General features: G+C 65.5%; 15 protein-coding genes. 8 read left to right on the forward strand and 7 right to left on the reverse strand.

What is annotated here, in order from left to right; genetic code table 11:
* Window positions 1-4 precede the first annotated feature (4 nt).
* Window positions 5-745 (forward strand): SDR family oxidoreductase, encoded by a 741-nt coding sequence (locus ACODS2_RS09815; RefSeq protein ID WP_488998650.1) that lies wholly within the window; start codon window positions 5-7, stop codon window positions 743-745.
* Here the strand turns inward: ACODS2_RS09815 and ACODS2_RS09820 are convergent.
* The 3 genes from ACODS2_RS09820 to ACODS2_RS09830 form a co-directional block, all read right to left on the reverse strand.
* The gene (locus ACODS2_RS09820) at window positions 742-2,304 is read right to left on the reverse strand and encodes a fatty acyl-CoA synthetase (protein ID WP_488998651.1); all 1,563 of its coding nucleotides are present in this window, start codon (window positions 2,302-2,304) and stop codon (window positions 742-744) included. The two genes, ACODS2_RS09815 and ACODS2_RS09820, sit on opposite strands and share 4 nt — an antisense overlap.
* Before the next feature lie 93 nt (window positions 2,305-2,397).
* The gene (locus tag ACODS2_RS09825) at window positions 2,398-4,809 is read right to left on the reverse strand and encodes a TonB-dependent receptor (protein WP_488998652.1); all 2,412 of its coding nucleotides are present in this window, start codon (window positions 4,807-4,809) and stop codon (window positions 2,398-2,400) included.
* A gap of 53 nt (window positions 4,810-4,862) precedes the next feature.
* Window positions 4,863-5,789 carry an alpha/beta hydrolase gene (locus ACODS2_RS09830; protein WP_488998653.1) on the reverse strand — a complete coding sequence of 309 codons (927 nt, stop codon included), beginning with the start codon at window positions 5,787-5,789 and terminating at the stop codon, window positions 4,863-4,865.
* 302 nt (window positions 5,790-6,091) lie between these two features.
* Here ACODS2_RS09830 and ACODS2_RS09835 point away from each other — a divergent pair, with 302 nt between their 5' ends.
* Complete coding sequence (locus ACODS2_RS09835; RefSeq protein ID WP_298163963.1) at window positions 6,092-7,138, forward strand: helix-turn-helix domain-containing protein; 1,047 nt, start codon at window positions 6,092-6,094, stop codon at window positions 7,136-7,138.
* Window positions 7,139-7,156: 18 nt separating this feature from the next.
* On the opposite strand, the gene ACODS2_RS09840 is transcribed toward ACODS2_RS09835, so the two are convergent.
* Together ACODS2_RS09840 and ACODS2_RS09845 are read right to left on the reverse strand one after the other, a co-directional pair.
* A complete protein-coding gene (locus ACODS2_RS09840; protein ID WP_488998654.1) occupies window positions 7,157-8,665 on the reverse strand; it encodes a flavin-containing monooxygenase in 1,509 nt (502 codons plus the stop codon).
* Between the two features lie 199 nt (window positions 8,666-8,864).
* On the reverse strand, window positions 8,865-9,977 hold the full coding sequence (locus tag ACODS2_RS09845; protein WP_421839054.1) for a class II histone deacetylase: 1,113 nt from the start codon (window positions 9,975-9,977) through the stop codon (window positions 8,865-8,867).
* 299 nt (window positions 9,978-10,276) lie between these two features.
* Between ACODS2_RS09845 and ACODS2_RS09850 the strand changes: the two genes are divergently transcribed.
* From ACODS2_RS09850 to ACODS2_RS09865, 4 genes are all read left to right on the forward strand, one after another.
* Complete coding sequence (locus ACODS2_RS09850) at window positions 10,277-11,410, forward strand: fumarylacetoacetate hydrolase family protein (protein ID WP_488998655.1); 1,134 nt, start codon at window positions 10,277-10,279, stop codon at window positions 11,408-11,410.
* Window positions 11,411-11,502: 92 nt separating this feature from the next.
* A complete protein-coding gene (gene xylB / locus ACODS2_RS09855) occupies window positions 11,503-12,261 on the forward strand; it encodes a D-xylose 1-dehydrogenase (protein ID WP_488999025.1) in 759 nt (252 codons plus the stop codon).
* 2 nt (window positions 12,262-12,263) lie between these two features.
* Window positions 12,264-13,148, forward strand: coding sequence for an SMP-30/gluconolactonase/LRE family protein (locus tag ACODS2_RS09860; protein WP_488999026.1), 885 nt, complete (start codon window positions 12,264-12,266; stop codon window positions 13,146-13,148).
* The gene (locus ACODS2_RS09865) at window positions 13,139-15,052 is read left to right on the forward strand and encodes a sialate O-acetylesterase (protein ID WP_488998656.1); all 1,914 of its coding nucleotides are present in this window, start codon (window positions 13,139-13,141) and stop codon (window positions 15,050-15,052) included. Before ACODS2_RS09860 ends, ACODS2_RS09865 begins: the two co-directional genes overlap by 10 nt.
* Window position 15,053: 1 nt before the next feature.
* Here ACODS2_RS09865 and ACODS2_RS09870 read toward each other — a convergent pair whose 3' ends face one another.
* Window positions 15,054-16,106, reverse strand: a complete 1,053-nt coding sequence (locus ACODS2_RS09870; RefSeq protein WP_488998657.1) for a LacI family DNA-binding transcriptional regulator — start codon at window positions 16,104-16,106, stop codon at window positions 15,054-15,056.
* 229 nt (window positions 16,107-16,335) lie between these two features.
* Between ACODS2_RS09870 and ACODS2_RS09875 the strand changes: the two genes are divergently transcribed.
* Together ACODS2_RS09875 and ACODS2_RS09880 are read left to right on the forward strand one after the other, a co-directional pair.
* Window positions 16,336-17,751 carry a sugar porter family MFS transporter gene (locus ACODS2_RS09875; protein ID WP_488998658.1) on the forward strand — a complete coding sequence of 472 codons (1,416 nt, stop codon included), beginning with the start codon at window positions 16,336-16,338 and terminating at the stop codon, window positions 17,749-17,751.
* A 23-nt stretch (window positions 17,752-17,774) separates the two neighbouring features.
* Window positions 17,775-19,349: an alpha-N-arabinofuranosidase gene (locus ACODS2_RS09880; RefSeq protein ID WP_488998659.1), complete on the forward strand. Its 1,575-nt coding sequence runs from the start codon at window positions 17,775-17,777 to the stop codon at window positions 19,347-19,349.
* A gap of 135 nt (window positions 19,350-19,484) precedes the next feature.
* Here ACODS2_RS09880 and ACODS2_RS09885 read toward each other — a convergent pair whose 3' ends face one another.
* A complete protein-coding gene (locus tag ACODS2_RS09885) occupies window positions 19,485-20,495 on the reverse strand; it encodes a cupin-like domain-containing protein (RefSeq protein WP_488998660.1) in 1,011 nt (336 codons plus the stop codon).
* Window positions 20,496-20,498 lie beyond the last annotated feature (3 nt).

Consider the following 20,498-nt stretch of genomic DNA (forward strand, 5'->3'; position numbering starts at 1 on the left):
CGCCATGGCCATTCTCGTCACCGGCGGTACCAAGGGTATCGGGCTTGCCATCGCGCGGCGCTTTGCGAAGCCCGATACCGATGTGTTCCTGAATTTTCGCGCCGATCAGGATTCCGCAGACAAGGCGAAAGCGGAGATCGAGGCGGCGGGCGCGCGCTGCCATTTGATCCAGGGCGATGTGAGCACGCCGGAAGGGGCGCAGGGGGTGCTTGCAGCAGTTGCTGCGCAGACAGACCGGCTGGACCAACTCGTCCACTGCGCGGTCAAAGTGATTCCCGAGCCGCTGCTCACTGTCGATCCGGTGGCGTTCACCGAGGCGATCAATCTCAACGGCACGGCGCTGGTCTATCTGGCGCAGGCCGCGGTGCCGCTGTTCCGGCGCGGCAGCACGGTGTTTTTCCTCTCTAGCCGGGGCAGCCGAACTGTCATCCCGAACTACGCCGCCGTGGGTGCGGGCAAGTCGCTGGCGGAAAGCCTGATTCGCTACCTTGCGTTCGAGCTTGCCCCGCTGGGCGTGCGGGCCAATTGCGTCGCGCCGAGCGCGGTCGACACCGAAGCGCTGCGGCAGGTTTATGGCGCGCAGACTGAAGAAATCATGCGGCAGTCTGCCGCTGCTAGCCCCAGCGGGCGCAATGTGGTCGATGACGACTATTGCAGTCTGATCGAATACCTCGCGAGCCCCTCCGCTGCGATGATCCAGGGGCAGGTGGTGTTCGTGACCGGCGGCTCGTATCTGGCGGCCTAGAGCAGCGAAAGCCGCAGTTCGCGCTTGAGGATCTTGCCGCTCGCATTGCGCGGCAGGTTCTCTGCGAACACCACCTTCTTGGGGATCTTGAAGGCGGAGAGGTGGATGGCGCAGTGCTCCAGCACCTCGGGCACTTCCAGCGCATGCCCTTCGCGCAGCACGATCACGGCGGTCACGGCCTCGATCCACTTGGGATCGGGCATCCCGATCACCGCCACTTCGCTGATCGCGGAGTGGCGATAGAGCACTTCCTCCACCTCGCGCGAGGCGACGTTTTCGCCGCCGGTCTTGATCATGTCCTTCTTGCGATCGACCACGGTGATGTAGCCTTCGGCATCCGCCACGCCGAGATCGCCGCTGTGGAACCAGCCGCCCGCAAAGGCCTCTGCCGTGCGTGCGGGATCGTTCCAGTAGCCGCTGAGCAATTGCGGCGAGCGGTGGACGATCTCGCCCACTTCGCCGGGCGCCACCGGTTCCATCGCGTCATCGACGATGCGCGTCTCGACATGCAGCGTCGGTCGCCCTGCCGAACCCAGCCGCTCGGCATGTTCCTCGGGAAACAGGATCGTGGCGACCGGGGCGATTTCGGTCTGGCCGTAGAGGTTCCACAGCCGCAGCTGGGGGATCCGCGCGTTCATTTCGCGCAGCACTTCGACCGGCATGATCGAGGCGCCGTAGTAGCCCTTTTCGAGCGCCGAGAGATCGCAGGTCTCCATTAGCGGTGAACGCAAAAGCGAGATCCACACTGTCGGCGGTGCGAAGAACGAGGTGATCCTGTGCTGCGCCAGAAGCTGCAGCACGTTGTCTGCAGCAGGCGATCCGGTGATCACGTTGGTCGCGCCGACATGCAGTGCCGGGCCGATCATGCAATCGAGCTGCGCGCAGTGGAACAGCGGCATGGCGTGGAGCGCGACCGTCCCCGCCGTCCATTCGCAATCGATGATGCAACTCTGATATTCCCACAGCACGCTGTTGTGCGAAAGCATCGCGCCCTTGGGCCGCGATTCCGTGCCGCTGGTATAGACGATCTGCAACAGGTCCTCGCCGCCGCGCTCCTGCGGGGCGAGCGGTTCGTCGCTCAGCAGTTCGGTCCAGGCAGGAAGGCCCGCCGGCGGTGACACAAGCTCACCCGCCATGCCGAACATGTGCTCTACTGCAGCACTGCGCGCGGCAAGGCCCGTCGCCAGCGTGGTCTCATCCACGAACAGCGCCCGTGCGCCCGAATGATCGAGGATGTAGCGCACATCCTCCGCATTGAGCATGAAGTTAATCGGCACCAGCACGGCATCGGCCCGCGCGATGGCAAAGCGCAGCGCGATGAAGGCATGGCTGTTGCGCGCGAGGATCGCGATGCGGTCGCCCGGCTGCAGCCCCAGCCGGCGCAGGCCTGAAGCCAGCCGCTCCACTTCGCGGTGAAAACCTGCATAGCTCCACGTCACATCGCCGCAGATGATCGCGGTCTTTGCGCCATGTCGCTCCGCCGCGCGGGTGAGCATGGCCGAAAGCGATTGCGCCCGCGCGCGGGCGATAACCGGATCAGAATGCGCTTCCGCTGACATGGGAACCCTTTGAAATGGCTGGTGGAGAGGGGATCGATAAGCAGCAAAAAGGGAGCAGCGCCAGCGGCACTGCTCCCCCCTTGAAGCCGGTGCTTACTTGAAGCGCACCTTGAGCGAGACACCATAGGTGGCCGGCATGCCGGTCGCCTGGGTGATGATGTTGTTGTACGAGATCTTGTTCTGCACGTTGAACGTGTTGAACACGTTCTTGCCCCAGGCCGAAACGGTCAGCTTCTCACCCGGGAAGACGTAGCCGATCCGGGCATCGACGAGCGCATAGCCTTCGATCCGGAAGGCGGTGCGGTCGATCCAGCGGTTCACCCCGTTGTCGGGGATCTGCAACTGGCTGCCGGCGATGTAGGCATCCTGATAGGTGCGGTAGTTGATCCCCGCACCCACGAAGACTTCGCCGCCGGCACTGGTCGGCACGCGGTAGTCGATATCACCGACCAGCGACCACGATGGCGCGAAGGGCAGGCGGCTGCCGGCAAAGTTGCGCTGATCGCCGAACACCGTGATGCCCGAGTATTCGTCGACCTTGGTCTTGAGGTAGCTCATCGAACCCGACAGCGTCAGGCCTGCCGTCGGACGAATGGTCACTTCAGCCTCGACGCCGAAGATGTGCGACTTGGGCACGTTGTCGAGCCGCTGGAGCAGGCCGAACAGCGCGGTGTTGACCGTGCCCTGGATCTGCTTGTCGCGGTAATCCTGATAGAACACCGCGCCGCTGAGCGAGATGGCGTTGTTCATCAGGCGGGTCTTCACGCCCGCTTCATACGAAGTCACCGATTCCTGCTTGGCCGGCGTGAACACTTCCTGCGTCGCGCCGGTGATCACCGGGAATGCGCCGGCCTTGTACCCGCGCGAGATGTTCGCATAGAGCAGGGTGGTGGAGTTGGGCTTGAAGTCCAGCCCCGCGCGCCACGAGACGTTGTCTTCCTTCAGCGTGATGTTGATCGGATCGCCCGGCAGGTTCTGCGCGTTGAGCGAGATGCAATCGCCCGGACCGATCGGGATGTCCTTCCCGCCCAGCAGATTGCCGAGCAGCCGGAACAGCGTGGAAAGCTGCTGGTCGCCCGTGGTGTCCGAGCCGCACATGCGGTTCTTGTTCTTCGAGCTGGTGTAGCGGATGCCGGCCTTGAAGGTCAGCTGGTCGGTAAGGTCGTACTCGCCGTTGGCAAAGGCGGCGTAGTTGTCCATCCGGCCGCGGTTCTGCACGTTGGATTCGTGGATGAAGTTGGTGCCGGCATTGCTCAGCGAGTTGGCACCGTAAGTGATGATCTGAAGTTCGTCGACCTTGCTGTGGTTGTAGTTCGCGCCCACGGTCCAGCGGAACTTCGCACCCGGCGCCGAAGCGTTCGAGAGGCGCAGTTCCTGGTTGAAATCGCTGATCGTGCCATCACCGCGCGGGTTGTCGACCAGCTCGTACTGCGAGCCATCGAGGTCGAACGCCATGTTCTGCTTGAGGTGGTTGTAGGTGGTGATCGAGGTCAGCGCGACATCGTCGGTCACGTTGTAGTCGGCGCGCAAGAAAGCCTGGAACAGCTTGCGGTTGCCGCGCGGGCGGGCGGATTCGGTATCCGATTGCGTGCCCACGCCGCGGCGGCCCGAATTGGACCAGTTGGCCGCACGCAGATCGCGCGGGGCGAGCGGCGCATTGAGTTCCTCGGGCGTCGGGGCGGCGGGGTTCGACGGCAGCGAGGCGATGATCTGCAGCGCCTGCGGGTCAGACCGGTCGACCGAACCATTGAGGTTGAGTTCGAACTTCAGCTTGTCGGAGGCCTGCCAGTCGGTGATCAGGCGGGCGGCGATGTAGTTCTGCTCGCCGTTCGAGTCCTTGCGCGTGAAGTTGTACTGCCAGTCATCGCGGTGCATCGCATCGACGGCGAGGCGCATGCCGACGGTCTCGCTGACCGGGCCACTGATATACATCGTGCCGTGGACTTCGTTGAAGCGGCCGTAATCAAGGTTGAAGCCGGCCTGCAGCTCCTTGGTTGGCTTGGCCGCGACGAAGTTGATTGCACCGCCGGTCGAGTTCTGGCCGAACAGGGTGCCCTGCGGACCCTTGAGCACTTCGACGCGCTCCAGATCATAGAGCGAGTGGCCTGCCAGCACCGGGAAGGGCATCGGCGCCTGATCGAGCGAGAGGCTGACTGCCGGATAGACGCCGAGCGAGTCAGAGTTGAAGCCGATGCCGCGCAGGGTGAACACCGGCGTGCCGTGGGTGGAGGGGGCGAGCGCGAGGTTCGGCACGGCCTTGGCGAGTTCGTCCAGCCGCACGATGTTGCGCTTGTCGAGCAAGGTGGTGTCGAACGCGGCGACGCTCGCGCCGACCTTGCTGATGCTTTCACTGCGCTTGTTGGCGGTGACGATGATTTCGCCGACGGGGGCTTCCTCTGCGGCGGCAGCGTTTTCTGCTGCCGGAGCCGCGAAGGCCGGCTGCGCGATGCCGGCCAAGCCGATTGCCGTGGATGCCACCAGAACGGTGCGCCTGATCTTGCTCATTTTCCCTCTCCTTTGGGTTGTCGTTTTTTTGTTGTGGTCAGTAGTTGTTGTGGTCAGCCGTTCACCAGATCTCCGAAAACGCCGATGGCGCGCCGCAGGATGCGATCGGCGGTGGGGAAGGCGGCCCGCATCGTGGCAAGCCCGTGGATCAGGCCCTTCGCTTCCATGAAATGAACTTCCATCCCGGCCTCTGCCATGCGGCCGGCCATGGCCCGGCCTTGATCGCGCAAGGGATCGAGCCCGGCGGTGAGAATGACCGCCGGCGCAAGGTCTGCCGGCAGCGGGTGCAGCAGCGGCGATGCGGCTGCGCTTGCAGCCATGCCCTCGCCGGGGAGGTAATCCGCCGCGAACCGGGCGAGGAGCTTGGCATCGAGGATGAAGCCTTCGCCGAAGGCCTTGTACGATCCGCGATCCGGGGCCGTGCAATCGAGCCAGGGATAGACCAGCAGCTGCGCCTTGACCGCAGCGGAGCCGAGCGCGGCTGCAACGTGAAATGCCAGATTGCCGCCCGCGCTGTCACCCGCCGTGGCAAGCCCGGTCACCGGCGCTTCGAGTTCCGCCGGGCCGGCGAGGACGAAGCGTGCGGCTTCGACGCAGTCGTCATGGCTGGCGGGGAAGGGGCTTTCCGGCGCCATGCGATAATCGACCGCAACCACGCGCAGCCCGGTGATCGCGGCAATCGTCGTGCAGACGGGATGATGGGTCTCGAGGTCTCCGATCACCCAGCCACCGCCGTGCATGTAGAGCACGACCGGCCCCGCTGCCGCTTCACCGGGGAAATAGGCGCGGAGCATGCAGGTGGGCCCCGCAATATCCTTCCATCGCACACCTGCTTCGGGCGGCGTATCGAATAGCGCGCCCATCTGCAGATAGGTCGCGCGCATGTCCGCCGCCGAGAGATCGGCCAGGTGCGGGCCGCCCTGCTCGGCAATTCCCGCCAGCACAGCCGCCGTCTCGGGCAAGACAAAGGGTTCTTCCATCAAGAGGCTCCTGCCATCTGCAAAAACACGTTCGGCCCGCTGCGGAGAGGCGCGCGGGCACCCGGGATCAATTGCCGCATCCCGGCCGGTTTTGGACTGAAGGAGCCCATCAGATCGGGTCTTGCGGCAAACATCTGAAAAATAACAGTAACTCCAAAAGCTACATGCATGTATCGGGAAAGCTAGGCGAATGGGCGGCTGGGCACCATGTCGCTGCGCGCCAAGTTATTGACGGATGTGGCCAGCGCCCGCTACGTTCCTCCAAAAAAGGCAGCACAAGGGTAAAGAGGAGGGGATGGAGCATGGACTCCAATGCACTCTACGCGACGTTGCCGGATCTGAGCGCACGGATCATGCGCAGCGCCCTGGCGAGCGAAACCAGGGTCGATTGGGATGATTTCTGCCGCAACAGCCATGTCCGGCCCGTGCGTTTCGACGCCTACTCGGGGCAGCTCCTCGCGCAGGAGGAACTGCAGTTGCAGAAGTCGTTCGCGGCCTGCACGGCGGGTGCGCGCAACATCTGGTTCGATATCGGCCTGCGCTACCGGGCGATCAAGTATGGCGAGCTTGGCCTTGCGATGATGACGGCGCGCACGCTGGGCGAAGCCATGCAGATCGCCTGCCGCTGCCAGTCGCTCACTTATTCGCTGATCAACTATCGCTATGCCTCTGCGCCCAATGGCGCTCTCGCGCTGATCGGCAGCTGCAGCAAGCTGGCGGGGCCGCTGCACGATTTCACCCACTACCGCGATCTTGGCGCGATCCGCACGCTTGTAGCCGATCTGATGGGGGGCGTTCTGCCGCTCGAGCGCGTCACCCTCACCACGCCGCCCCCGCCGGACTGGGCGCAGCAGCAGCACCATTTCCCCTGCCCGGTGCAGTTCAACGCGGATCAGACGCAGTGGCTGTTCCTGCCGGGCGCGGCGAACCTGGCGCTGCCGATGGCCGACAGCGATCTCGTCACGCTCTACAGCTCGCGGTGCGACACCATGCTGCGCCGCGCGCAGACCGATGCGACGATCAAGGGCCGGCTCGCCGCGCGGCTTAGCCGCAGCGACAGCGATTTCCCGACAGCTGGTGAGGCGGCGCGCATGCTCGCCCTTTCCGAACGCACGCTGCACCGGCGGCTGGCAGAGGAAGGCACCCGTTTTTCGGCAATGATAGACGAAGCGCGCTACTGCCGCGCGCGTGAATTGCTGATGGAAGGGCACATGGCGATCGAGCAGATCGCCGTTGCGGTCGGCTTCGCCGAACCGTCGAGCTTCTCCCGCGCGTTCAAGCGCTGGTCGGGCATGGGCGCCCTGGAATTCCGGCGGCAGTCCCAGACGAGCAACACGCGTCTCGCCTGAGGCCTGCCGCCGAGGGTATCAGCTGTAGGCGAACTCGGCGCCTTCCAGATCGATCGCGGGAATGTCGACCGCCTCGCGCCAGTAATCCTGCGTGTGGCGCCATTCCGGCTGCTCGCCAAGCCGCTTGGGCAGCTTGTCCATGTCGCGCATCAGATAGCTGGGATTGAAGTTGTCATCCTCGATCCACGGCATGAGCGGCTCATTCGCCAGTGCGGGCGGGATCACGATGTTGACTTCGGACGCGCCCTTCTCGTCCATGTGCCGCAGCATCCGGCAGACGAAATCACCGAGCAGATCGACCCGCAGCGTCCACGCCGCGCGGAAATAGCCGAAGACCCAGACCATGTTGGGCACGCCTTCGAACATCATGCCGCGATAGGTCGCCTTCTCGGACCAATCGATGGTCTTGCCGTCCACCTGGAATTCGATTCCGCCCATCATCAGCAGCTTGAAGCCGGTTGCCGCCATGACGATGTCGGCCTTGAGCTCGTCGCCCGAGCCGAGCTTGATCCCGCTGTCGGTGAAATGGTCGATGGTATCGGTGATCGCGGAGACCTTGCCGTCGCGGATGCGCTCGAACATGTCGCCATCGGGGATGAATGCCAGCCGCTGCTGCCAGGGGCGATAGCGCGGGGTGAAGTGCGGCTCGAACTCGAAGTCCGGCCCGGCATACTGGCGGATCAGTTCCTTCAGTTCCTCGAACACCAGATCGGGCTCGGCCCGCGCGCGGTGATCGAGCATCTTGAGGTTGTGGAGATAATCGAGCCGCACAACGCGGTGCACGGTATCCTCATCCACGCCGATCTCGCGCAGCTTGTCAGCCAGATCGCTGCGGTTGGGATAGCAGTAGAAGTAGGTGGGCGAGCGCTGCAGCATCGTCACGTGCTTCGCCTTGTCGGCCAGCACCGGGATCACCGTTGCGGCGGTCGCGCCAGAACCGATGACGACAACGTCCTTGCCGGCATAGTCGATGCTGTCGTCCCACAACTGCGCATGGACAAGCTGCCCCTTGTAGTCCGCCATGCCCGGCCAGTCGGGCAGATAGGGGTTTTGGTGGTCATAGTATCCCTGGCACATCCACAGGAAGTTGGCGCGATAGGTCGGCCCGGCCGAGCCATCGGTCTTGCGCGTTTCCACCGTCCAAAGCTTCTCGGCCGTGGACCACGAACAGCGCGTGATCAGTGTGCCGAAGCGGATGGCCGTGTCCAGATCGTTCTCGGCCAGCACATCGCGCAGATACTTGCGGATTTCCTCGGCGGTGGCGATCGGCGGGCCGATCCAGGGCTTGAAGCGGTAGCCGAAGGTATAGAGATCGGAGTCCGACCGGACGCCTGGGTACTTGTGGGTGTGCCAGGTGCCGCCGATGTCGTCCTTCGCCTCGAGGATCACGAAGCTCTTGCCGGGGTTCTGGGTCTTGAGGTGATAGGCGCTGCCGATGCCGGAAATGCCGGCACCCACGATCAGGACGTCGAAATCCTGCGTTGCCGCGCCCGTATCCAGCTGCGGCTTTTCCATTACATCGGTCACATCACGCTCCCATTCGGCCTGAGTCCGGTCGCGACACGCATCGCTCCGGCTATGGTCACGAATTTCGCCAAGATGACGCGCGATGCAACGTCGCAGCCTGCCAACTAACTGGCCGGTGCTGCCATTCGCCTTGCGGCGTTGCTACACCGGGCCAGTCCCCCTGCGGAGAACCGGCCCGGCGCGGCAGGGGGGAGGGGCTCTACAGCCCTGCGCCCGCGCGCATTTCCTCGATCAGTTCGAAGTGGAACGCGAGCATGCGCTCATCCGGCTGCTGCGGCCCGAAGAAATCCATTTCGGGATCGACGACTTCGGTCTTCACGCCCGTCAGCGCCTCGAGCAGCGAAAGGCCGCAGAACGGCACATAAGCTTCCGAGTAGCCGCCTTCGTGGACCACCGCGAGGCGCCCGCCGCACAGCTCGTCCGCCACTGCGATCATGCGTTCGGTCATTGCCCGGAAGCTTTCCGAATGCAGCATCTGCCGGGCGAGGGGATCGGCGGCATTGGCGTCGAGTCCGCTCGCGATCACGATCAGATCGGGCTGGTAGCGCTGCAGCGCCGGGATCACGACACGGTCCAGCGCCCTGAGGTAGGTTTCGTGGCCGCTACCGGCGGGGAGCGGCACGTTGAGATTGGCCCCCAGGCCCTCGCCTGTCCCGCGATCCTCATGGCCGGTGTAGCCCGGCGGGAAGCAGCGGTCCTGATGGATCGAGATCGTCAGCACATCGCCGCGATCATAGAAAATGCTCTGCGTGCCGTTGCCGTGGTGCACGTCCCAATCGACCACCGCGACCTTGCCGAGGCCGTGGCGCGCCTTGGCCGCATCGATGGCGATGGGAATGTTGGCCAGCAGGCAAAAGCCCATCGGTTGATCGGCAAGGCAATGGTGCCCCGCCGGACGGCACAGTGCATAGGAATTGCGCGCGCGGCCCGTCACGACCGCGTCCACCGCCTCGATGGCAAGCCCGGCGGAGAGCGCCGCAAGTTCGAAGCCGCCCTTGCTGAAGGGGGCAAACAGGCCAAGCTCGCCGCCGCCGGCATCGCTCACCCGCTTGAACTCGTCGATATAGCTGGCGGGATGGATGCGCAGCAGATCCTCGCGCGTGGCCGGAGCGGCGCTGCGCACTTCCATATGCTGATCGAGGCCTGCTGCGCGCACCAGATTGAGGAGGCGGCGCTTCGAGGCCGGCGTATCGGCACCGTAGCTGCCCGAAGGCGGCTCGACCCAGTCGCCGATCGGGAAGAACAGCGCCTGCACCCCGGTGCAGTGCCAGAAGGTGCGCTCGTCGGTCAGGAACAGTGTCGCGTCGCTCATTCGGTTTCCCCTCGCTCGCGGAGCACGCCTTGGTCCCCGCCGTATGTAGTGCCAGCACCTTGGTCCGGTGATTGTGCCCACCGGCATGCTTATCAGCTTTCGGCGCGTGGATGGTCCTGCCGAATCTGTCTGGGCTGGCATTAGGACGGGGCACCCGGCGCTCTGGCTTGGCCGCAGTGGCCAATCTGCGATGCGGCGGGTGAAGCGATTTTGTGGCCTTGTCTGTTCTGACCGCAGGCTGCCGCTCTTGATCTTGTCTGACGATACACCTAAGGTAGCGCTATCAAAGTGAGCCGGGGATGCTTGGAATGGAATTGGGTCTCGCGGCTTGCCTGCCGCACGACTATGCGGACGGCGTGTTCATCGGGCGTGCCGAGGCTGACGATGGGCCGCATGTCATCGTGCTGAGCGAAGGTCGCATCCGCGATATCACAGTTCTGGCGAGCACGGTTTCCGGCGCGATTGCGCGCCGCGCATTCTCCGGCGGTATCGATCTTGGCGCGATCGAGGATGGCCTGCCGGCAGGCTGGCAGCTCTTGTCCCCCATCGATCTGCAATGCGTGAAGGCGAGTGGTGTGACCTTCGCGGTCAGCGCCATCGAGCGTGTGATCGAGGAACGTGCGCGGGGCGATGCGGCGGTGGCCGCCAGCATCCGCAGCGAGCTTGAGGCAAGCATCGGTGCGGGCATCCGGGCGGTCGTGCCGGGCAGCGCGGAGGCCATGGCGCTCAAGGCGGCGCTGATCGAGGCCGGCATGTGGTCGCAGTACCTCGAAGTCGCCATCGGCCCGGATGCCGAGATCTTCTCCAAATCGCCCGTCCTCTCCACCGTCGGCCACGGCGCGCTGATCGGCGTGCGCTCTGATTCGAGCTGGAACAACCCCGAGCCGGAGGTCGTGATCGTGGTCGATCCGGCAGGCGAAGTGGTCGGTGCCGCGCTTGGCAACGACGTCAACCTGCGTGACTTCGAGGGCCGCTCGGCGCTGCTTCTCTCCAAGGCCAAGGACAACACCGCGTCCTGCGCCATCGGGCCGTTCATCCGCCTGTTCGATGCGGCCTTCGGGATCGAGGATGTGCGGCGCGCGGACGTTGAGCTGGTGGTCGAGGGCAAGGACAACTTCCGCATGGAAGGCACCAACCGGATGACCGAGATCAGCCGCGATCCGCTCGAACTCGTGGCGCAGACCCTGAGCGAACACAGCTATCCCGATGGTTTCGTCCTCTTCTGCGGCACACTTTTTGCGCCGACGCAGGACCGCGACGAGCCCGGCGGCGGCTTTACCCACAAGGTGGGCGACCGCGTCACGATCCGCAGCACCCGGCTCGGCAGTCTGGTCAACACCGTGACAACCTCGCGCGATGCGCCCAAGTGGTCGATGGGACTGGGCGCCTTCATGCGCAATCTGGCCGCCCGCGGTCTGGTGGAGATGGCCTGAGCATGTCCCCCCATACGCTTCACAATGTCCCCGAGCCGGGGGTGACTGATCAACGCCGCGATGTTCCTGCCCGTCCATACAGCCAGCCCCCGATGATGTCCGCCCGCTATCCCAGCCTGCGCGACAAGCGCGTGATCGTCACCGGCGGCGCTTCCGGAATTGGCGAGGCGATTGTCGAGGCCTTTGCGTTGCAGGGCGCGCAGGTCGGCTTCATCGATATCCTCGGCGGGCCCGCGCAGGACCTTGTTCGCCGCCTCGCTGATGCGCATCACGTGCCGGTATTCCGCGAGCAGGACGTGGCCGATGCCGCCACGTTCGGCGCCACGCTGGCCGGGCTCGTCGAAACGCTCGGCGGCTGCGATGTCCTGGTCAACAATGCGGCCAGCGATGATCGCCACGCGCTTGATGTGGTGACGCCCGCGTACTGGGACCAGCGGCTTGCGGTGAACCTCAAGCATGCGTTTTTCGCCTCGCAAGGTGTCTGGCCGGACATGAAGGCGAACGGCGGCGGCGTGATCCTCAATCTCGGGTCGATCTCGTGGCACCTCGGGCTCGATGATCTCGCGCTCTACCAGATCGCCAAGGCCGGCATCGAAGGGCTGACCCGCAGCCTTGCGCGCGAGCTCGGTCCCTTCAACATCCGCGTCAACACGATCATTCCGGGCAACGTGCAGACCGAACGCCAGATGCGCTGGTACACGCCCGAAGGCGAGGCCGAGATCGTTACCGCGCAGTGCCTCAAGGGCCGCCTTCAGCCGGTAGACATCGCGGCCATGGCGCTGTTCCTCGCCTCGGACGATGCCCGCTTCTGCACCGCGCACGAATACTGGGTCGACGGGGGCTGGCGTTGACTGTGGGCCATACGGCCGAGCGCGTACTGGCTTCTGGCTGCACGCTCGGCGAGGGGCCGGTGTGGGACGCCGCGCGCGAATGTCTGTGGTTCACCGACATCAAGGAGCACCGCATCCACAACTTCGACCCGGCTACGGGCAAGCACGAAAGCTTTGCCGTGCCCGCGCAGGTTGGCTGGGTGCTCCCGGCCAAAGGCGGCGATCTGCTGGCAGGCCTGCAGGATGGGCTGCACTTCTTCAACGCCGCCACCGGGCGTTGCCGCTATATCACGCCGGTGCCTGGTGAGCCGGCCGGCAACCGGCTCAACGATGCCTGCGTCGACAGTCGCGGAAGGGTCTACTTCGGTTCGATGGACGATGGCGAGACGGCGGACAGCGGCCAGTTCTACCGCGCCTTTCAGGGTGAGATCGGACCTGCAGGTCCCACCGGCATCTGCATCACAAATGGGCCCGCAGTCTCGCCCGGCGATGCCCGCATCTACTTCACCGATACGCTCGCCAGGACCATCCATGTCGCCACCTTCGGGCCGGACGGCACGATCGGCGAGGCGCAACTTTTCGCCGATGTCGCGCGCGATTTCCCCGATGCCTATCCCGATGGGCCGGTCTGCGATGCCGAGGGCTGCGTCTGGACCGGCCTGTGGAACGGCTGGGGCGTCGCTCGCTATTCGCCCAATGGCCAGTTGCTCGAGAAAGTCGAACTGCCGGTCGCCAACGTCACCAAGCTCGCGTTCGGGGGACCGGACCTTACCCGCGCCTTCGTGACGACCGCGCGCAAGGGGCTCGATGCGGCAGCGCTCGCGGCGCAGCCGATGGCGGGCGATCTTTTTGCCTTTGATGTGGCCGTGCCCGGCATGGCCCCGGTACTCGCCGAAGTATGGGGATGATCACTCTGCGCATCAGTCTGTTGGCGGCCGGTCTGGCCTCTGCCAGCCCCGCCTTTGCTGCCCCTGCGTTGCAGCTTGGCGCCGTGTGGAGCGATCACGCCGTGATCCAGCGCGGCCAGCCCATCGTGGTCGAAGGCACCGCCACCCCCGCCGCGCGCGTGACGGGAACGCTCGGCAGCGAACTGGCCGAAGCCATGGCCGATGCGCAAGGCCACTTTGCGCTGCACTTTGCCCCGCACGCTGCCTCCACGATTCCTGCCGAGATTGCGGTTTCTGCCGGGGGCGAGACGGTGCGCGCTGCCGATCTGCTGTTCGGCGATGTCTGGCTCTGTTCGGGCCAATCGAACATGGAATTCCCGCTCTCCCGCGCGCTCAATGGCGAGATGGAAGCGGGGCTCGCCGCCGATCCGCAGCTGCGGCTGCTGCAGGTTCCCAAGGCGATTGCCTACGTGCCGGAGCGCAGGTTCAACAAGGACACCCGCTGGGCCCTGTCCGCTCCTGATACGGCCGCACCGTTCTCCGCCGCCTGCTACTTCATGGCGCGCGAACTTCGCCGCACCCGCGGCGTGCCGGTGGGCGCTATCCACGCCAGTTGGGGCGGCTCGAAAGTCACGCCCTGGCTTGATCCTGAGGCAGGCGCTGCCCTCGCGGGCGCTGCTGACATGGCGCTGCTCTCCCTCTACGCCAAGGACCGTCTTGCCGCCGTCACGCAGTTCGCCCCGCGCTGGCAGGCGTGGTATTCCGGTGCCACTGGCGGTTCGCAGCCCTGGGCCCAGCCTGATGCGCTCGCATGGCAGGCCGTGCCTGCGATCACCGGCTGGCTCGCGTGGAAGGATACCCCGCTCGCGCGGAAGCCCATCGGCACTGTCTGGCTGCGGCGGCAGGTCATGCTGACCGCCGCCGAGGCCAAGGCCGGCGGCACCCTCGCGCTCGGCGTGATGGACGACATGGACACGACTTTCGTCAACGGCCACGCGGTGGGCAACACCTTCGGCTGGGACGAGGAGCGCGCCTACCGTGTGCCAAGTGCGTTCCTGCGCGCCGGGGTGAACGAGATCATGGTCGCGGCGACCAACACTTATGGCAACGGCGGCTTCGGCAGCCCGGCGGACCGGTTGGCACTCAGGCTGGACGGGGGCAGGGCCATCCCGCTTGCCGATGGCTGGCGCTTTGCCATCGCGCCGACCACTGCCGAACCGCCGCGCTCACCGTGGGATGCCAACGCCGGTGTCGGCCTGATGTACAACCGGATGATCGCGCCGCTCGGGGCTTACGCGATGGAAGGCGCGGCCTGGTATCAGGGTGAAAGCGATATCGGCACGGCGGACTACGCGCAGCGGATGAAAGCGCTGATCGCGGGCTGGCGCGCGCGCTTCGGGTCTAGCCTCAAGATCGCGCTGGTTCAGCTCGCGGGCTATGGCTCTCCCGCCAGCGCGCCGGTCGATTCCGGCTGGGGCCATATGCGCGATGTGCAGCGGCGGATCGTCGCGGAAGACCCGCAGGCTTGGCTAGCCACCGCGATCGACCTAGGCGAGCGGACCGATATTCATCCCGCGAACAAGCTGCTGCTCGGCCAGCGCCTCGCCATGGGCGCGCTGGGGCAGGCGCTGCCCATGCCGGTCGCGGCAAGGCACGTCGCAGGCGGCGTGCGCGTGACCTTCAGCGGCATCGAAGGCGGTCTGCACAGCTGGAGCAGCGCCGAAGCAATCGGTTTCGAGCTTTGCGATGCGGCTGGCAGCTGCCGGTTCAGCCCCGCTACGGTCGACGGTGATGCCGTTGTGATCCGCAGCGAGGGCGCGGGCCCTGTCCGCGTCCGCTACGCTTGGGCCGATAGCCCGGTGGTGAACCTGTTCGACGGGCGCGCGCTACCCGTTCCCGGCTTTGAACTGCCCGTCGCGCCGTGATTCAGGCGCGCGGCGGTGCGTCCGAATCGCGCTGCACAAACTCGTAATCGAGCGTCGCAAGCCGCGGCCTTGCCGCATCGGTCGCGCGGTCGCTGCGGATCTCCTGCGCCAGCAGATCGAGTGCGGTTTCCGCCATCTGCCGGATCGGCTGCCGGATCGTGGTCAATTCGGGCCAGATGGTTGAGGCAAGTGCGGTATCGTCGAACCCGCAGATGGTGAGATCGCGCGGCACATCGAGCCCGCGCCGGTGCGCGGCGGCAATGCAGCCCGCCGCCATGTCGTCGTTCGAGGCGAAGATCGCGCTTGGCGGCACCGGCAGCGCCAGCATGTCCATCGCTGCATCGAGGCCGGAGCGATAGGTGAACTGGCCCTGCCGCACCAGCGCTTCGTCAACTTCGGCGCCCGCCTCGGCCATGGCATCGCGGAAACCGGCAAGGCGCAGCGCGCTGGCAGATTGGTGCGGGTTGCCGATGATGAAGCCGATGCGGCGGTGCCCCAGCCCGATGATATGCCGCGTCATGTCGTGCGCGGCTTGATAATCGTCGATCATCACTACGCCGTGGTGCGCCTCGGCCTGCCCCGGCCCGATCAGCACGGCATGGGTGCCGGCGCGGCGCAGGCGGGTGAGCAGCGCGGTGTCGTCGCACAGCGGCGGCGGCAGCAGAAAACCGTCCACCGCGCTTTCGATGAGGCGCTGGATCATCCGCGATTGGTCGCGCTCCGGATCGCAGCGCTCAACTACGAGGTTAGCATCGAGCCGGGTTGCCGCATCCATGCAGCCGATCAGCAGTTCGCTGAGGTAGGCGGCGGAGGGGTTCGAATAAAGCAGCACGATCCGCAGCTGCGAGGCACCGGCAAGGCTGCGCGCAGCCCGGTTGGGTGCGTAGCCCAGTTCCTTGATCGCCGCCTCCACGGCCAGCCGCGTTTCTTCGCGCACCCCCGCGCCGCCGTTGACCACGCGGCTCACCGTCATTTGCGAACACCTCGCAAGGCGCGCCACATCGCTGACAGTGGGGCGGCCAGACTGGCGGCGGCGCGATCGAGGTTCAATCATGTTGCAAGAGCTCCGGCTGGCGATTTCCTGACCGTGCCGCCGCCCCTTGGCAAGCGCGATTGTTGCAGGAATGAGGGGAAAGGGCGGCACGCATCTGCAATTGCCGCTTGCACCGGGCAGATCAGGGGCTACAAAGGTAGCGCTATCATGGATGGCGCGATTGTGATCAGCGGCGGCCTGCAAGGTTTGCGGGTAAGCCGGGGCGACAAGACTAGGGTGGGAGAAGGACATGGCTTCAAAGCCGCAAGATCAGGTCAACATGACACTGGTCAGCGCGATCGTCGCCGTCGCCACGATTGGCGGCCTGCTGTTCGGGTACGACAGCGGCGCGGTCAACGGAACGCAGACCGGCCTCAAGGCAGCCTTTGCGCTGGATGACAACGGCCTCGGCTTCACGGTCGGCTCGCTGCTGATGGGCTGCGCGGCGGGTGCATTCCTCGCTGGCCGTCTGGCAGACCGCTTCGGCCGCAAGCGCATCATGGTGCTGGCCGCCATCCTCTTCCTCACCGGCGCGCTGGTGCAGGGCCTCACCGCCGATCACACTCTCTTCGTCATCGCACGCTTCTTTGGCGGCATGGCGGTCGGCGCGGCGAGCGTGCTCTCGCCCGCCTATATTTCCGAGGTCGCCCCGGCAGCAGTACGCGGGCGGCTGACCAGCGTGCAGCAGGTCATGATCATCACCGGCCTCACGCTCGCCTTCGTGGTCAACTACTTGCTCGCGCAGGCGGCAGGCGATTCGCTCGGCATCCTGGCGGGGTTCCCTGCCTGGCGCTGGATGTATCTGGCCCAGGCCGTTCCGGCGGTCGTCTTCCTCGCCGCGTTGCAGTTCATCCCCGAAAGCCCGCGCTACCTCGTCAACAGCGGGCGCGAGGAAGAAGCGCGCGCCGTGCTCACCCGCCTGTTCGGCGCCGCCGAAGCTGGCCGCAAGGTGGACGAGATCCGCAGCACGTTCGCGGCGGACCATCGCCCCAGCCTGAGCGACGTGCTCGCACCCGGCACCGTGCTGCGCCCGATCGTCTGGGCCGGCCTGATCATCGCGGTGTTCCAGCAATTCGTCGGCATCAACGTGATTTTCTACTACGGCGAGACGCTGTGGAAGCTCGCTGGCGTTTCCGAGAAGGCCGCGCTGGAGCGCAACATCATCTCTGGCCTCGTTTCCATCGGCGCGATCTTCGTCACCATGGCGCTGGTCGACAAGATCGGCCGCAAGCCGCTGCTTCTGATCGGCTCGGCGGGCATGGCGGTCTCGCTTGGCGCGATGAGCTGGGCCTTTTCGCAAGGGACGCTCGATGCCGCCGGCGCGCTGCAGATGAACCAGCAGCTCGGATTCGTCGCGGTGATCGCGGCCAATATCTACGTCGTGTTCTTCAATGCCAGCTGGGGTCCTATCATGTGGATCATGCTGGGCGAGATGTTCCCCAACCAGCTGCGCGGCTCCGCGCTCGCGGTTTGCGGCCTTGCGCAGTGGGGCGCCAACTACGCGGTGGTGCAGAGCTTCCCCGCGATGGCGAGCGGCCTCGGCCTTGCCGAGACTTACGTCCTCTACACGATCAGCGCCTTCGTCAGCTTCTGGCTGGTCAAGGCCTTCCTGCCCGAAACCGCGGGCAAGGAACTGGAGCAGATGGAAGGCTGGGGCGGCCATTGAGTGCGCGCCGCGGAGACGTGACGATGAAGACCCTCAAAAACGCCCTGCTTGCCGCCGCCGCAACCTGTGCAGCCCTTGCCAGTCCGGCTCTGGCAAAACAGGCGGCGACTACCGTAGCGATTGAAGCCGCCAAGCCCGGCCCGGTGATCGACCGCAACATTTTTGGCCAGTTTGCCGAGCATCTCGGCACCGGGATCTACGGCGGCGTGTGGGTTGGCAAAGACTCGTCCATCCCCAACCTGCGCGGTATCCGCAGCGACGTCGTCGGCGCGCTGAAGGCGCTCAAGGTGCCTAACGTGCGCTGGCCGGGCGGCTGCTTTGCCGATGAATACCACTGGCGCGACGGCATTGGCCCCGCCGAGAAGCGCCGCGTCCAGATCAACAGTAACTGGGGCGGCGTGCCCGAGAGCAACGCTTTCGGCACGCACGAGTTCATGGACTTTGCAGAGCAGATCGGCGCCGATCCCTACGTCTCGGTCAACATCGGCTCCGGCACTGCGGCAGAAGCCGCGCAGTGGCTCGAATACATGACCGCCGAGAAGGACACGACCCTGGCGCAGGAACGTGCTGCCAATGGCCACCCCGCGCCGTGGAAGGTCCCGATCCTCGGCCTTGGCAACGAGAACTGGGGCTGCGGCGGTGCCATGTCGGCCACCCACTATGTCGAAGAAATGAAGCGCTTCGCCAACTTTACGCGCAACTACAGTCCCGCCCAGCGCGATGGCGCGGCGCGGATGAAGCGCATCGCGGTGGGCTGGGACAGCGACAAGCTCGATTACACCGAGGAGGTTGCCAAGGCGTGGAGTACCCATGTCTACTCGTGGGATATCGACGGCATCTCGCTCCACAAGTACACGACCGGCGGCTGGCCGCCGCACCTGCCCGGAACCGGCTTCGCCAACGAGGACTACGCCGCCGCGATCGCCGATACGCTGACCATGGATAGTCTCATCACCCGGCAAAGCGCGGTGATGGACAAGTATGATCCCGCGAAGAAGCTGATGATCGCGGTCGATGAATGGGGTGCATGGCTGGCGCCCACGCCGGGCAGCAATCCGGGCTTCCTCCAGCAGCAGAACTCCTTGCGCGATGGCATTCTCGCCGCAATCAACATCAATATCTTCGCGCACCATGCGGACCGGGTGAAGATCGCCAACATCGCGCAGATGATCAACGTGCTGCAGGCGATGATCCTCACCGATGGCGGCAAGATGGTGCTAACGCCCACCTACCACGTCTTCCGGATGTACGTGCCCTTTCAGGATGCGACGTTCCTGCCGGTGCGCTTCAAGGCGGGCGAACTCGTGCTGGCGGGCAAGACACTGCCTGAGGTCGATGCCATGGCCGCGCGCGACAAGGCCGGGCAGGTCTGGGTTGCGCTCGTCAATGTCGATCCAGATGCGGGCACCAGCGTGACCCTGCCGGGCTACCGTAGCGCGGCTGGCGAGGTGCTCACCGCGCCGCGTGTCGACAGCATCAACACCTTCACTGCGCCCGATGTCGTCGCGCCCAAGCCTATCGCGGGCAAGCCGGGCGAGGGCGGTGTCATCATTGCTCTGCCGCCGCGCGCGGTTGCCGTTGTGAAGGTTTCGAACTGATCCGAGTTGCCTTGCAGCGGCCTCTCTTCTTCCTCCTGAGACCACTGCAAAACTTGAAGGCCCGGCCCGCTTCCCGCGCGCCGGGCCCTTTTTTCGGTGCCGCTGCTGGCCGGTCTCGTCTGAGGCTGGAGGACTTCATGCGCCGCGCATCGCGCGCAGCACCATCGCGCGGATCTGGCCATAGCGCGCACCCGTGAGATCACCGAGAATGCCGCGCTGGTCTTCGGGCAAGTGTGCCAGCGGATGACCGCCAGTGCGGAAAACGTAGTGGTCGAAGAAGGCGCGGAAGGCCATGCGCTCGTCTTCGGGCCGCTCGGCCAGCGCGATCATCGCGAAGAGCATCGAGAGCAGCGGCGCGTCCGGGCCGACTGCGGTTGCGTCCCACCAGTGGTTGAGCATCACGTTGATCGGCCCCTTGGCTTCCACCGCATGCCACCACAGCTTGGGCAGGAACAGCGCGTCACCCGGCTCCAGATCGACCGTGATCGCCCGCGCCGCTGCCGCCGCAAAACGCGGGAAGCGTTCAGGATCGGCAGACGCGAGGCTTGCGGGCTGGCCTGCCATCGTGTGATCGATCGGGCCGACATAGAGATCACCGATCGCACCGGGCGGATAGAGGGTGAAGCGCCGCTGGCCCGCGATCACGCAGGCAAGGTTCTCGTAGGCATCGTAGTGGCAGGCGACCCGGCTCGCATTGCCGATCCACAGCCGGGTCTCGACCTCCGGCGGCACGTTTGCCAAGCGGTTCGCCTCCGCAAAGCCCGGAAGATAGGCAGAGGCGACCAGCGAGCCGAGATAGGCGGTCGGCGCTGCCGAGTCCTCGGCATGGCGACGGATATGTGCAAAGGCTTCGGCCAGCGGCATCTGTGAGCGGGTGAAATTGAAGCCCGCCATGTCCTCGCTGTAGAAATAGCGGCCAGCGATGGCGGGATCGGCGAGAAACACTTCGGGGCTACCACCGGTGTCGTAGGCCAGCACGTGATCGAGCCCGGCGTCCGGTGCTTCCCGCGCAGCCTGCACGGCGCGTAGCCCGACCCCAAGCCCGCGGATCACCACAGGCTGCGCGGCGCGGACAACCCGGGCTTGGAAGGCGTCGGGATCGGCCAGCGCCGGATCGTCGGCGGGAAGCTCGGCGAGGGCCGGCACGGC

This window comes from Novosphingobium sp. FG137 (assembly GCF_057809735.1).